This window comes from Streptomyces lichenis, from assembly GCF_023218175.1.
Taxonomy (GTDB): domain Bacteria; phylum Actinomycetota; class Actinomycetes; order Streptomycetales; family Streptomycetaceae; genus Streptomyces; species Streptomyces lichenis.
Genome location: NZ_JALPTH010000020.1, coordinates 61241 through 74482, shown reverse-complemented (window position 1 = coordinate 74482; position 13242 = coordinate 61241). Strand labels below are relative to the sequence as shown.

The window sequence follows — 13242 nt, the reverse complement described above, 5'->3', positions numbered from 1 at the left end:
CCCTGCCGATGGCCGATCGTAGGAGTCCGAAGCCACCACCGGCGCATCCGAATCCGCAGCCGCAGCCACCGAAGGAAGTCGAGACCCATGTCCTGGCTGTCCCAACTCAGCCTCCGGCAACGGGCCCTCACGGGTCTGGTGTCCCTCCTCGCGATCGTCTTCGGGGCGATCGCGATCCCCCAGCTCAAGCAGCAGCTGCTGCCCTCCATCGACTTACCCGTGGTCTCGGTGCTCGCCCCCTACCAGGGCGCCTCACCGGACGTGGTGGAGCAGCAGGTCGTCGAGCCGATCGAGGACGCGCTGGCCTCGGTGGACGGCATCACCGGCGTCACCGCCACGGCCGGCGAGGGCAGCGCCGTGGTCATGGCCACCTTCGACTACGGCGAGCAGTCCACCAGGCAGCTGGTGGCGGACGTCCAGCAGGCGGTCAACCGGGCCGGCGCCCGGCTGCCCGCCACCGTGGACCCGGAGGTGGTGGCCGGCTCCACCGACGACCTGCCGACCGTGGTGCTCGCCGCCACCGCCGAGCAGGACCCGCAGGCGCTCGCCGAACGGCTGCGCCGCACCGTCGTCCCGGCGCTGGAGGACATCGAGGGCGTCGGCAAGGTCGCGGTGGACGGCGTCCAGGACCTCCAGGTCTCCGTCACCCCCGACGACCGCGCGCTCGCCAAGGCCGGGCTGGACGCCCGGGCGCTCGGCGAGGCGCTCCAGGCCGGCGGCACCACCGTGCCCGCGGGCGCGCTCGAAGAGGACGGCAAGAGCCGCACCGTGCGGGTCGGCGGCGCCTACACCTCGCTGCGCCAGATCGAGGAGCTGCGGATCGCGGCCCCGAAGGCGTCCGGGGGCAAGGGCCCCCAGGGCAAGGCGGTCCGGCTCGGGGACGTCGCCGAGGTGGCGCAGCAGGAGGCCACCCGGGTCTCGATCACCCGTACCAACGGCGAGCCCAGCCTCGCCGTCACGGTCACCATGGACAAGGACGGCAGCGCCGTCGACATCTCCGAGGCCGTCCGGGACAAGCTGCCCGGCCTGCGGGCCGACCTCGGCTCCGGCGCCACCCTGACGGTCGTCTCCGACCAGGGCCCGGCGGTCTCCCAGGCCATCTCCAGGCTGACCACCGAGGGCGCGCTCGGCCTCGTCTTCGCCGTGATCGTCATCCTGGTGTTCCTGGCCTCGCTGCGCTCCACCCTGGTGACCGCGGTCTCCATCCCGCTCTCCGTGGTCCTCGCGCTGATCGTGCTGTGGACCCGGGACCTGTCGCTGAACATGCTCACCCTGGGCGCGCTGACCATCGCCGTCGGCCGGGTGGTGGACGACTCCATCGTGGTGCTGGAGAACATCAAGCGGCACCTCGGCTACGGCGAGGAGCGCTCCTCGGCGATCCTCACCGCGGTACGGGAGGTGGCCGGCGCGGTCACCTCCTCCACCCTCACCACGGTCGCCGTCTTCCTGCCGATCGGGCTGGTCGGCGGGATCGTCGGGGAGATGTTCGGCTCCTTCAGCCTCACCGTCACCGCGGCGCTGCTCGCCTCGCTGCTGGTGTCGCTGACGGTGGTCCCGGTGCTGTCGTTCTGGTTCCTGCGCGCCCCCAAGGGCACCCCCGGCGACCCGGACGCCGCCCGCGAGGCCGCCGAGGAGAAGGAGCGGCACAGCCGGCTCCAGCGCGCCTACGTCCCGGTGCTCCGGTTCGCCACCCGGCGCCGGCTCACCAGTGTGGCGATCGCGGTGGCGGTGCTCTTCGCGACCTTCGGGATGATGCCGCTGCTGAAGACCAACTTCTTCGACCCGGGCGACCAGGACGTGCTGTCGATGCGTCAGGAGCTGCCGGCCGGCACCGGTCTGGAGGCGGCCGACCAGGCGGCCCGCAAGGTCGAGAAGGTGCTCGGCTCGCTGGACGAGGTGAAGGACTACCAGGTCACCGTGGGCTCCTCCGACTTCCTGGCGGCCTTCGGCGGCGGCACCGGCGCCAACCAGGCCACCTACCAGGTCAGGCTGGCCGACTCCGCCTCCTACGACCGGGCCAAGGACGCCATCGACGCGGAACTGGCCAAGCTGGACGGCGTCGGCGACACCACGATCGCGGCCGGCGAGGGCTTCGGCGGCCAGGACCTCAGCGTGGTGGTGAAGGCCTCCGACGCCGCCACCCTGGAGAAGGCCGCGGACCGGGTACGGGAGAGGGTGGCGGAGCTGGACGACGTCACCGACGTGCAGAGCGACCTGTCCCAGTCGGTGCCGAGGATCTCGGTCACCGCCGGCGACCGGGCCGCCGAGGCCGGGCTGACCCAGGCGGCGATCGGCGCGGCCGTCACCCAGGCGGTACGCGGCACCCCGGCCGGCACCGCGCTGCTGGACGGCGTCGAGCGCGAGGTCGTGCTCACCTCCGCCACCTCCGCCGCCACCACCGCCGAGCTGCGGAAGCTGCCGCTCGGACCGGTGACGCTCGGGGAGGTGGCGGACGTGACGCTGGTCGACGGACCGGTCTCCACCACCCGGATCGACGGGGCACGGGCCGCCACGATCACCGCCAAGCCGGTCGGCGACAACACCGGCGCGGTCAGCGCCGAGCTCCAGAAGGCGATCACCGCGCTGGACCTGCCGGAGGGCGCCACCGCCACCATCGGCGGCGTCTCGGAGGACCAGCAGGAGGCGTTCGGCAGCCTGGGGCTCGCCATGCTGGCGGCCATCGCGCTGGTCTTCCTGCTGCTGGTGGCCGCGTTCCGCTCACTGGTGCAGCCGCTGATCCTGCTGGTCGCCATCCCGTTCGCGGCGACCGGCGCCATCGGCCTGCTGCTGGCCACCGGCACCCCGATGGGCGTCCCGGCGCTGATCGGCCTGCTGATGCTGATCGGGATCGTGGTCACCAACGCCATCGTGCTGATCGACCTCATCAACCAGTACCGGGCCCAGGGCCTGGGCGTGGTGGAGGCGGTGGTCGAGGGCGGCCGGCACCGGCTCCGCCCGATCCTGATGACCGCCCTGGCCACCATCTTCGCCCTGCTCCCGATGGCACTCGGGGTCACCGGCCAGGGCGGCTTCATCGCCCAGCCGCTGGCGGTGGTGGTGATCGGCGGACTGATCACCTCCACCCTGCTGACCCTGCTGCTGGTGCCGACGCTCTACGCGATGGTGGAGCTCCGCAAGGAGCGCCGCCGCGCCAGGCGCCAGGCGAAGCGCGCGGCCAAGGGCGGGCAGGACGGGCCCGGCACCACCGGCGAGTCCACCGGCGACCGCGACCCGGAACCCGCCCGCGCCTGACGGCCCCCGGCCAGGGGCCCGTCCGTCCGGAGCCACCGGCTCCCGGAGCCGGACCGGCCCACGCCGGACCCGCCCGCGCCTTTCGGCCCCGGCTCCGGGACGGGTCCGGAGCCACCCGACCCCCGGGTCCGGTACTCGCCCGGTTCCCGGACCCGGGACGGTACGGCGAGAGGGGCGCCCCGCAGCCGGCGGGGCGCCCCTCTCGTCATCCGTGGGCCGCTACGGCAGGGCCAGCATCCGCTCCAGCGCCAGCTTGGCGAAGCTCTCGGTCTCCCGGTCCACCTCGATGCGGTTGACCAGCTTGCCCTCGGCCAGCGACTCCAGGGTCCACACCAGATGGGGCAGGTCGATCCGGTTCATGGTCGAGCAGAAGCAGACCGTCTTGTCGAGGAAGACGATCTCCTTGTCCTCGGCGGCGAAACGGTTCGCCAGCCGCCGGACCAGGTTCAGCTCGGTGCCGATCGCCCACTTGGAACCGGCCGGGGCCGCCTCCAGCGCCTTGATGATGTACTCCGTGGACCCCACGTGGTCCGCGGCCGCCACCACCTCGTGCCGGCACTCGGGGTGCACCAGCACGTTGACGCCCGGGATGCGCGCCCGCACGTCCTCGACCGACTCCAGCGAGAACCGGCCGTGCACCGAGCAGTGCCCGCGCCACAGGATCATCTTCGCGGCGCGCAGCTGCTCCGGGGTGACCCCGCCGCCCGGCTTGTGCGGATTGTAGACCACGCAGTCCTCCAGCGACATCCCCATGTCGCGGACCGCGGTGTTCCGCCCGAGGTGCTGGTCGGGCAGGAAGAGCACCTTCTCCCCTTGCTCGAAGGCCCAGTCCAGGGCCCGCTTGGCGTTGGAGGAGGTGCAGATGGTGCCGCCGTGCTTGCCGGTGAAGGCCTTGATGTCGGCGGAGGAGTTCATGTACGCGACCGGCACGGTCGCCTCCGCGACACCGGCCTCGGCCAGCACGTCCCAGCACTCGGCGACCTGCTCGGCGGTGGCCATGTCGGCCATCGAGCAGCCCGCCGCCAGGTCCGGCAGCACCACCCGCTGGTCGTCAGAGGTGAGGATGTCGGCGGACTCGGCCATGAAGTGCACACCGCAGAACACGATGTACTCGGCCTCCGGCCGCGCCGCCGCGTCCCGGGCGAGCTTGAAGGAGTCGCCGGTCACGTCCGCGAACTGGATGACCTCGTCGCGCTGGTAGTGGTGGCCGAGCACGAACACCTTCTCGCCCAGCTTCTCCTTGGCCGCGCGGGCGCGCTCGACCAGGTCCGGGTCGGAGGGGGAGGGCAGGTCGCCGGGGCACTCCACACCCCGCTCGCTCTTGGGGTCGGCCTCCCGGCCGAGCAGCAGCAGAGCGAGCGGCGTCGGCTGGACATCCAGGGGCTGGGCGGTGGTCACGTCACGCACCTACCCTTTCTTCCACAGTCTTTTCGTCTAATTGACGCTATCCATGGTAGCCGATTCACGTCACTTTGACGATGGCCATTGTGTCGATGTGACGCACCCCAACCGCTCCCGGCCGGTGCCCCTCCCCGACCGGGTGTGCGAGCATGAAAGGACGAGCCGGAGTCCGGCCCGGCCCGGCTTGGGACGAATCCGCCCGGAACGAAGCCGCTCGGAATGAATCCACGGCTCCGCCGGTTGTACCCGTCGGCAAAGCAGTCTCCGTACACCCCGGGAGAGAAGCAGATGTCCGTATCGGACGAGAAGACCACTGTCAGCGACGGCATCCTCCTGTCGGACGCCGCCGCGGCCAAGGTCAAGGCCCTGCTCGACCAGGAAGGCCGCGACGACCTGGCGCTGCGCGTCGCCGTGCAGCCCGGTGGCTGCTCGGGCCTGCGGTACCAGCTCTTCTTCGACGAGCGCTCGCTCGACGGTGACGTCGTCAAGGACTTCAACGGCGTCCGCGTGGTCACCGACCGGATGAGCGCCCCCTACCTGGGCGGCGCCTCCATCGACTTCGTCGACACCATCGAGAAGCAGGGCTTCACCATCGACAACCCGAACGCCACCGGCTCCTGCGCCTGCGGCGACTCCTTCAGCTGAACCGCCCGCGGCACCACCCGCCGCGACGGAACGAAGGCGGCGGCCCCCGGATCCCGTATCCGGAAGGCCGCCGCCTTCGTCATGCCGCCGTCAGCCGGCGGCTCAGCGCCGCTCCACCCGCTCACCGCTGCGGGCGTCCACCACCCGCCGGTCGCCCAGCGGCTCCTTCAGCGCGACCTCCACCGTCTGCTCCTCGGCGATCGCGATACAGGCCCGGCCCGGGCTGCTCGGCTTCTCCACCACGGTCAGCGCCACCCGCTCCGCCGTCTCCTCGGCGCGCAGGGTGAAGGTGGAGCACACCCCGCCCCAGAACCGGGCGGTCAGCGTCTTCCCGTCCGCCGCGAAGGACTCCACCCGCGGCGAGGAACCGGGCTCCCGCGGAGCGGGCTCCTGCGATCCCGGCTCCCGCGCGCCCGGGTCCGGGGAGCCGGACGGGGCCGGGGTCGCGGACTCCGGGGGCGCCAGGTGCTCCGGGTCCACCGCCGGATAGGTGAGGGTGAACGGCCGGCCGTCGTACCCGGCCCGCACCTCGAACAGCCAGGACGGCACCAGCACCGGCCGGCCCGAGGAGGCGGCCGCCGCCAGCCCGAAGACCGCCCGCTCCACCGTCACCTTCTGCGTCGGCGCGGGCTTCGCCGGTTCACAGGCGACGTCCCCCTTCAGCGGGTCCTTCCCCACCGCCGGGCCGCCGTCCTTCCCGGCCGGCACCGGGGTGGCGCAGCCGCCGATGGACGGCGGGGCGCCCTGGGCGGGCCGGTTCAGCAGCTTCAGCGCCTGGTCCGCGCCGATCACCGGGTACACCGCGTCCCGCTCCGGGGCCGCCAGCCGCCCGCTCGCCCCGGTGACCCGGCCGTCCGGGCCGACCTGGACGCCGGTCGCCCAGCCGTAGGTGGGCAGCCCGCCCACCACCGGGTCGGCGTTGACCGACCGCACCGAGCCGGTGACCTGGGACGCGTCCAGCGCCGCGCCGCCCTGCCCGGCCGCCTCCAGCACCGGGGCGGCCGCCGCGCGCGCGGCCGCCTCGTCCACCGGGTCGCCCCCGGTGCCCTGGCCGCTGCCCGGTACGGAGCTCCCCTCGGGCGTACCACCGCCGCTCGGGTCGCAGATCTTGCCCTTCAGGCAGTCGTCCCCGGTGGTCCCGTCCACCGCGCCGCCGAAGTCGCCGAACGACCAGGTGCCGGGCGCCTGCCGCTCCACCTCCAGCGCGGCCCCGGGACGGCCCTTGTCCGGGCCCACCTTCCACACCGCGCCGACCGCCCGGGGCTCGCCCTTCAGCCCCAGCGCCCGCGCCAGCCGGGTGACCCGCCCGGCGTCCACCTCGTCTCCTGCCCGGTACACCGGCGCCCGCCCCGGGCCCTTCGGCAGCACGCCCCTGGCCACGTACTCCACCCCGGACGGGTCGGGTTCACCGGGCGCGATACCCGCGGCGGTGTCCTCCCCGGCCGTACCGCCGTGGCCGTCCAGCACCAGCGGCGGAGGCGGTACGTCCGCCGCCGGCGAGGTCCGGCCCCGCTCCTTGCCGTCGTCCGGGGCCGCCGTCGCCAGATAGGCGCCGCCACCGCCGACGAGCAGCACCGCCGCCGCCACCGAGGCGACGGCGAGCGGGGAACGCCCTCGGCGGGGCGCGGTTCCGGTCGGCCCTGTCCGCTCCGTGCCACCACTCACCGCTAGCTCCTTCGACCGCCGGGACGCCGTCGCCCCGGGACACCCCTGGGACGGAGGCGGCGGCCGAGCGGTTCCCCACCGGCCCCGCGGTTACGCCGTAAGGGGTACGCGGAAGGGACCCCTACGCCCACCCCCGTACGCGTGCCGGAGGCCGGCGTACCGGTCCTCAGACCCCGTATCCGCCGAGAGAGTCCACCAGCCGGGCGGAGGCGGGGGAGACGACCACCCCGTGGATCCTCGACGGCGGCACCGGGGCGGGCGCCGTCCGCACCGGGGGCGCCCAGTGCGGCGCCATCCGCGCGCTCTGCCCCCTCAGCTCCACCAGGTCGTACTCGGACTCCCGCTGCTCACGAACCACGTCGTATGTCGCCATAACGGCACCGTACGCAGCCGAAAGGCGGCCGAAAAAGGCCTACTATCGGGTAGTTTCCCGCGTTGGCCGGTCCGGCGACCCGTTAGCCTCAAGCGACCGACTTCCCCTGAAGCCGCAGGAGCACAGCCGTGCGAATCGCAGTCACCGGCTCCATCGCCACCGACCACCTCATGACCTTCCCCGGCCGTTTCGCCGACCAGCTGGTCGCCGACCAGCTGCACACGGTCTCCCTCTCCTTCCTGGTCGACAACCTCGACGTCCGCAGGGGAGGGGTGGCGGCGAACATCTGCTTCGGCATGGGCCAGCTCGGCGCCCACCCGATCCTGGTCGGCGCGGCGGGCGCCGACTTCGACGAGTACCGCGCCTGGCTCGACCGGCACGGCGTGGACACCGACTCGGTCCGGATCTCCGAGGTGCTGCACACCGCTCGCTTCGTCTGCACCACCGACGCCGACCACAACCAGATCGGCTCCTTCTACACCGGCGCCATGAGCGAGGCCCGCCAAATCGAGCTCAAGCACGTCGCCGACCGGGTCGGCGGACTGGACCTGGTCTCCATCGGCGCCGACGACCCCGAGGCGATGCTCCGCCACACCGAGGAGTGCCGCGGCCGGGGCATCCCGTTCGCCGCCGACTTCTCCCAGCAGATCGCCCGCATGGACGGCGACGAGATCCGCACCCTGCTGGACGGCGCCACCTACCTCTTCTCCAACGAGTACGAGAAGGGGCTCATCGAGTCCAAGACCGGCTGGAGCGACGAGGAGATCCTCGGCCGCGTCGGCCACCGGGTCACCACCCTCGGCGCCCGGGGCGTCCGCATCGACCGGGCCGGCGAGGAGCCCATCGAGGTCGGCACCCCCGACGAGGAGGCCAAGGTCGACCCCACCGGCGTCGGCGACGCCTTCCGGGCCGGCTTCATGGCCGGACTGACCTGGGGCGTCAGCCTGGAGCGCGCCGCGCAGATCGGCTGCATGCTCGCCACCCTGGTCATCGAGACCCTGGGCACCCAGGAGTACACCCTGCGGCGCACCCAGTTCATGGACCGCTTCACCAAGGCGTACGGCGACGAGGCCGCCGCCGAGGTCCGCTCCCACCTGGGCTGAGCCCGCCCCGGGTCGCTAGGACGTCCGGCGGACCGTATAAGCCGTACCGCGCTCCGCCGGGCGCTCGCCCACGTACTCCTGGTCCCGCATCCGGCACCAGGCCGGGATGTCCAGCCGGGCCGCCTCGTCATCGGACAGCACCGTCACCAGGCCGCCCACCGGCACCTCGCCGAAGACCTTCGCCAGCTCGATCACCGGGATCGGGCACCGCCGCCCCAGCGCGTCCACCATCCGCTCCCCGTCCTCCTCGGGGGCCTCCCCCCGGGGCGCCGCCTCCGCCACCGGGGCGCCGAAGCGCTCCCGCACCCCCGCCACCGCGCCCGGCAGTACCTCCAGGAACCGCGCCACCTCCGCCTCCTCCGTGCCCGGCGGCAGCGACACCCGGACGTTCCCCTCCGACAGCACCCCCATCGCGCGCAGCACATGGCTGGGCGTCAGCGTGGAGCTCGTACAGGAGGATCCGGACGAAACGGAGAAACCGGCCCGGTCCAGCTCATGCAGCAGCGTCTCCCCGTCCACATAGAGACAGGAGAACGTCACCAGATGCGGCAGGCGGCGCACCGGGTCGCCCACCACCTCCGCGTCCGCCACCAGCCGGGGCACCCGGGCCCGGATCAGGTCCACCAGCCCCCGCAGCCGCGCCGCCTCGGCCGCCGCCTCCGCCCGGACCGCCCGCAGCGAGGCCGCCGCGGCCACCACCGCCGGGATGTTCTCGAACCCGGCCGACCGCCCCGACTCCCGCTCGTCCGCCGCCCCCTGGGCCGCGAACCGGGTGCCCTTGCGCACCACCAGCAGCCCCACCCCGGCCGGCCCGCCCCACTTGTGGGCGCTGCCGGTCAGCAGCGACCAGTCACCCGCCACCGGCCCCCAGGCCAGCGACTGCGCCGCGTCCACCAGCAGCGGCACCCCGGCCGCCCGGCACGCCGAGGCCACCTCCGCCACCGGCTGCTCGGTGCCCACCTCGTGGTTGGCCGACTGGAGGCAGGCCAGCGCGGTGCCCTCACCGTCCTCGCCCAGCGCCTGCGCGTACGCCTGCGGGGACACCCGCCCCGCCCGGTCCACGCCCACCTCCACGACCGCCCCGCCGGCCGCCTGGTGCGCGGCGGCGGCGTGCAGTACGGAGGAGTGCTCCACCGCCGAGACCACCAGCCGCCGCCCCGCCCGCCGCCGCCCGGCCAGCGCCCCGGCAACTCCGGTGTGCACCGCGGCCGTCCCCGAAGGAGTGAACGTCAGCTCGTCCGGACGGCACCCCACCGCCTCCGCCGCCGCCTCCCGGGCCGCGTCCAGCAGCAGCCGGGCCCGCCGCCCCTCCCGGTACAGCCGCCCCGGATCGGCCCACCCCTCATCCAACCCGGCGACCAGCGCCTGCCGGGCCACAGGGTGCAGAGGAGCGGAGGAAGCGGCGTCGAAGTAGGTCACCCCTCCAGTAAACCGCCGTCCCCTGACCGGCTCCGACCAGCCCGGCAACCCCCAAAAGGGGGCCCTGCGGCGCGTTGGGCACCCTCCCCGCGCGACCCCAAATAGCGTCCAGTAGGGTTTGGTCCGCATAAACATCCAAACCCCTGCCCGCGTCAGGGCCCGGCGACCGACCAGCGTGACGGCCGCGGCCGGTCGCGCGGGCGAGACTCTCGGGAAGGCGCTACGTGAGTCCCAACGGCTCCGACCTCCCCCACCGCCTGAAGGGCGGGGGCGGTACCCCCATGTCGCGGCGCCCGTTGCGGCGGAAGCTGCCGCAGGCGCTGACTGCGGGCCTGATCCTGGCTACCGCGACCGGTTGCTCGTACAACTGGGAGGACTTCCCCCGCCTCGGTATGCCGACCCCGGTGACGGAAGAGGCTCCGATCATCCTCTCCCTCTGGCAGGGCTCGTGGGCGGCTGCGCTCGTCACGGGCGTGCTGGTCTGGGGTCTGATCCTGTGGAGCATCATCTTCCACCGGCGCAGCCGCACCAAGGTCGAGGTTCCTCCGCAGACCCGTTACAACATGCCCATCGAGGCGCTGTACACGGTGACCCCCCTCATCATCGTCTCGGTGCTCTTCTACTTCACCGCCCGGGACGAGTCGAAGCTGCTGACCCTCTCGGACAAGCCGGCCCACACGATCAACGTGGTCGGCTACCAGTGGAGCTGGGGCCTCAACTACATCGAGGACGTCGACGGCAACGCCCAGACGTCCGCCAAGGGCGACGAGAACCTGTCCGCCATCCCGGACCGGTACCAGAAGGCCTTCCCGGCGGGCGCCGAGGGCGTCTACGACTACGGCATCCCCGGCACGCGGAACCCGCAGAACGGCAACCCGGGCCCGACCCTGTGGCTGCCGAAGGGGGAGAAGGTCCGGTTCGTCCTGACCTCCCGTGACGTCATCCACTCCTTCTGGGTGCTGCCCTTCCTCTTCAAGCAGGACGTCATCCCCGGCCACACCAACGTGTTCGAGGTGACGCCCACCCAGGAGGGCACCTTCCGCGGCAAGTGCGCCGAGCTCTGCGGCGTCGACCACTCCCGGATGCTGTTCAACGTGAAGGTGGTCTCCCCGGAGCGCTACCAGCAGCACCTGAAGGAGCTGGCCGAGAAGGGGCAGACCGGCTTCATCCCGTCGGGCATCGCGCAGACGGACCCGGCCCGGAACACGGAGACGAACCAACTGTGAGCATCCTCAACGAACCCCAGGGTGCCGCCACCAAGCCCGGCGGCGCGGGTGAGCCGTACGAGAACGAGGTCCCGCTGCGGACCCGGCAGCCGGGCAACGTGGTCATCAAGTGGCTCACCACCACCGACCACAAGACCATCGGCACGCTTTATCTGGTCACCTCGTTCGCCTTCTTCTGCATCGGCGGCCTGCTGGCGCTCTTCATGCGCGCCGAGCTGGCCCGGCCGGGTACGCAGATCATGTCGAACGAGCAGTTCAACCAGGCGTTCACGATGCACGGCACGATCATGCTGCTGATGTTCGCGACGCCGCTGTTCGCCGGATTCGCCAACTGGATCATGCCGCTGCAGATCGGCGCGCCCGACGTGGCGTTCCCGCGGCTGAACATGTTCGCCTACTGGCTCTACCTGTTCGGCTCGCTGATCGCGGTGGCCGGCTTCCTCACCCCGCAGGGTGCGGCCGACTTCGGCTGGTTCGCCTACTCCCCGCTGTCGGACGCGGTCCGCTCGCCGGGTGTCGGCGCCGACATGTGGATCATGGGTCTGGCCTTCTCCGGCTTCGGCACGATCCTCGGCTCGGTCAACTTCATCACCACGATCATCTGCATGCGCGCGCCCGGCATGACGATGTTCCGGATGCCGATCTTCACCTGGAACGTGCTGCTGACCGGTGTGCTGGTCCTGCTCGCCTTCCCGGTGCTGGCGGCCGCGCTGTTCGCCCTGGAGGCGGACCGCAAGTTCGGTGCCCATATCTTCGACGCCGCCAACGGCGGCGCGTTGCTCTGGCAGCACCTCTTCTGGTTCTTCGGCCATCCAGAGGTGTACATCATCGCGCTACCGTTCTTCGGCATCGTCTCGGAGATCATCCCGGTCTTCAGCCGCAAGCCGATGTTCGGCTACTTCGGCCTGATCGCGGCCACCATCGCGATCGCCGGCCTCTCGGTGACGGTGTGGGCGCACCACATGTACGTCACCGGCGGTGTGCTGCTGCCGTTCTTCTCCTTCATGACCTTCCTGATCGCGGTCCCGACCGGTGTGAAGTTCTTCAACTGGATCGGCACCATGTGGAAGGGCTCGCTGTCCTTCGAGACACCGATGCTGTGGACGATCGGCTTCCTGGTCACCTTCACCTTCGGTGGTCTGACCGGTGTCATCCTGGCCTCGCCGCCGATGGACTTCCACGTCTCCGACTCGTACTTCGTGGTGGCGCACTTCCACTACGTGGTCTTCGGCACCGTGGTGTTCGCGATGTTCGCCGGCTTCCACTTCTGGTGGCCGAAGTTCACCGGCAAGATGCTGGACGAGCGCCTCGGCAAGATGACCTTCTGGACGCTGTTCATCGGCTTCCACGGCACCTTCCTGGTGCAGCACTGGCTGGGCGCCGAGGGCATGCCCCGCCGGTACGCGGACTACCTGGCCGCGGACGGCTTCACCGCGCTGAACACGGTCTCCACGATCAGCTCGTTCCTGCTCGGCCTGTCGATCCTGCCGTTCTTCTACAACGTCTGGAAGACGGCCAAGTACGGCAAGAAGATCGAGGTGGACGACCCGTGGGGCTACGGGCGTTCGCTGGAGTGGGCGACCTCCTGCCCGCCGCCGCGGCACAACTTCCTCACGCTGCCGCGCATCCGGTCCGAATCCCCGGCGTTCGACCTGCACCACCCTGAGATCGCGGCCGTCGGCCAGCTCGAGAACGACGAGCAGAAGGACACCGCCCTCTTCGGCGGCGCCAAGGAGGCGGGCAAGTGAAGATCCAGGGCAAGATGTTCCTCTGGCTGAGCGCCTTCGTGCTCGCCATGGCCATCCTGTACGGCCTGTGGTCCAAGGAGCCGGTCGGCACCACCGCCCTGTTCCTCTCCTTCGGCCTGACCGTGATGATCGGCTTCTACCTGGCCTTCACGGCCAAGCGGGTCGACGCCATGGCGCAGGACGACAAGGAGGCGGACGTCGCGGACGAGGCCGGCGAGGTCGGCTTCTTCTCCCCGCACAGCTGGCAGCCGCTCTCGCTCGCCATCGGCGGCGGGTTCGCCTTCCTGGGCGTGGCCATCGGCTGGTGGCTGCTGTTCTTCTCCCTCCCGCTGATCCTCGTCGGGCTCTTCGGCTGGGTGTTCGAGTACTACCGGGGCGAGAACCAGAACCAGTAGGTTCCGCGCTTCTCC

Annotated in this window: 10 protein-coding genes; 6 read left to right on the top strand and 4 right to left on the bottom strand. The window is 71.8% G+C overall.

Annotated features, from left to right (window positions below):
• Positions 1-87: 87 nt before the first annotated feature.
• Positions 88-3252: an efflux RND transporter permease subunit gene (locus M1O15_RS20445; protein ID WP_248635522.1), complete on the top strand. Its 3165-nt coding sequence runs from the start codon at positions 88-90 to the stop codon at positions 3250-3252.
• Between the two features lie 219 nt (positions 3253-3471).
• Here M1O15_RS20445 and nadA read toward each other — a convergent pair whose 3' ends face one another.
• Positions 3472-4659 carry a quinolinate synthase NadA gene (gene nadA / locus M1O15_RS20440; protein WP_248635521.1) on the bottom strand — a complete coding sequence of 396 codons (1188 nt, stop codon included), beginning with the start codon at positions 4657-4659 and terminating at the stop codon, positions 3472-3474.
• Positions 4660-4941: 282 nt separating this feature from the next.
• Between nadA and M1O15_RS20435 the strand changes: the two genes are divergently transcribed.
• On the top strand, positions 4942-5298 hold the full coding sequence (locus M1O15_RS20435; RefSeq protein ID WP_105869238.1) for a HesB/IscA family protein: 357 nt from the start codon (positions 4942-4944) through the stop codon (positions 5296-5298).
• A gap of 102 nt (positions 5299-5400) precedes the next feature.
• Here the strand turns inward: M1O15_RS20435 and M1O15_RS20430 are convergent, their stop codons facing one another.
• Both M1O15_RS20430 and M1O15_RS20425 read right to left on the bottom strand, forming a co-directional pair.
• Entirely contained in the window at positions 5401-6963 is a 1563-nt protein-coding gene (locus tag M1O15_RS20430) for a hypothetical protein (RefSeq protein WP_248635519.1), read from the bottom strand.
• Positions 6964-7129: 166 nt separating this feature from the next.
• On the bottom strand, positions 7130-7336 hold the full coding sequence (locus M1O15_RS20425) for a hypothetical protein (RefSeq protein WP_248635516.1): 207 nt from the start codon (positions 7334-7336) through the stop codon (positions 7130-7132).
• 128 nt (positions 7337-7464) lie between these two features.
• On the opposite strand from M1O15_RS20425, the gene M1O15_RS20420 reads away from it, so the two are divergent.
• Positions 7465-8439, top strand: coding sequence for a carbohydrate kinase family protein (locus M1O15_RS20420; protein ID WP_248635515.1), 975 nt, complete (start codon positions 7465-7467; stop codon positions 8437-8439).
• A gap of 15 nt (positions 8440-8454) precedes the next feature.
• Here M1O15_RS20420 and M1O15_RS20415 read toward each other — a convergent pair whose 3' ends face one another.
• Complete coding sequence (locus M1O15_RS20415) at positions 8455-9858, bottom strand: cysteine desulfurase/sulfurtransferase TusA family protein (protein ID WP_248635513.1); 1404 nt, start codon at positions 9856-9858, stop codon at positions 8455-8457.
• A gap of 224 nt (positions 9859-10082) precedes the next feature.
• On the opposite strand from M1O15_RS20415, the gene ctaC reads away from it, so the two are divergent.
• Genes ctaC through M1O15_RS20400 form a run of 3 tightly spaced genes read left to right on the top strand, consistent with a single transcriptional unit; the run spans position 10083 to position 13227 of the window.
• Positions 10083-11084, top strand: coding sequence for an aa3-type cytochrome oxidase subunit II (gene ctaC, locus M1O15_RS20410; RefSeq protein ID WP_372499517.1), 1002 nt, complete (start codon positions 10083-10085; stop codon positions 11082-11084).
• Positions 11081-12832: an aa3-type cytochrome oxidase subunit I gene (ctaD, locus tag M1O15_RS20405; protein ID WP_248635509.1), complete on the top strand. Its 1752-nt coding sequence runs from the start codon at positions 11081-11083 to the stop codon at positions 12830-12832. The genes ctaC and ctaD overlap by 4 nt, the downstream gene beginning before the upstream one ends.
• A complete protein-coding gene (locus M1O15_RS20400) occupies positions 12829-13227 on the top strand; it encodes a cytochrome c oxidase subunit 4 (protein ID WP_248635507.1) in 399 nt (132 codons plus the stop codon). Before ctaD ends, M1O15_RS20400 begins: the two co-directional genes overlap by 4 nt.
• The last annotated feature ends 15 nt before the right edge of the window (positions 13228-13242 follow it).

What these genes read in the sequence shown, in the direction of transcription:
- M1O15_RS20425 (WP_248635516.1), bottom strand. Translation starts at nt 7,336, where the DNA reads ATGGCGACATACGACGTGGTTCGTGAGCAGCGGGAGTCCGAGTACGAC.
- M1O15_RS20445 (WP_248635522.1), top strand. Translation starts at nt 88, where the DNA reads ATGTCCTGGCTGTCCCAACTCAGCCTCCGGCAACGGGCCCTCACGGGT.
- M1O15_RS20435 (WP_105869238.1), top strand. Translation starts at nt 4,942, where the DNA reads ATGTCCGTATCGGACGAGAAGACCACTGTCAGCGACGGCATCCTCCTG.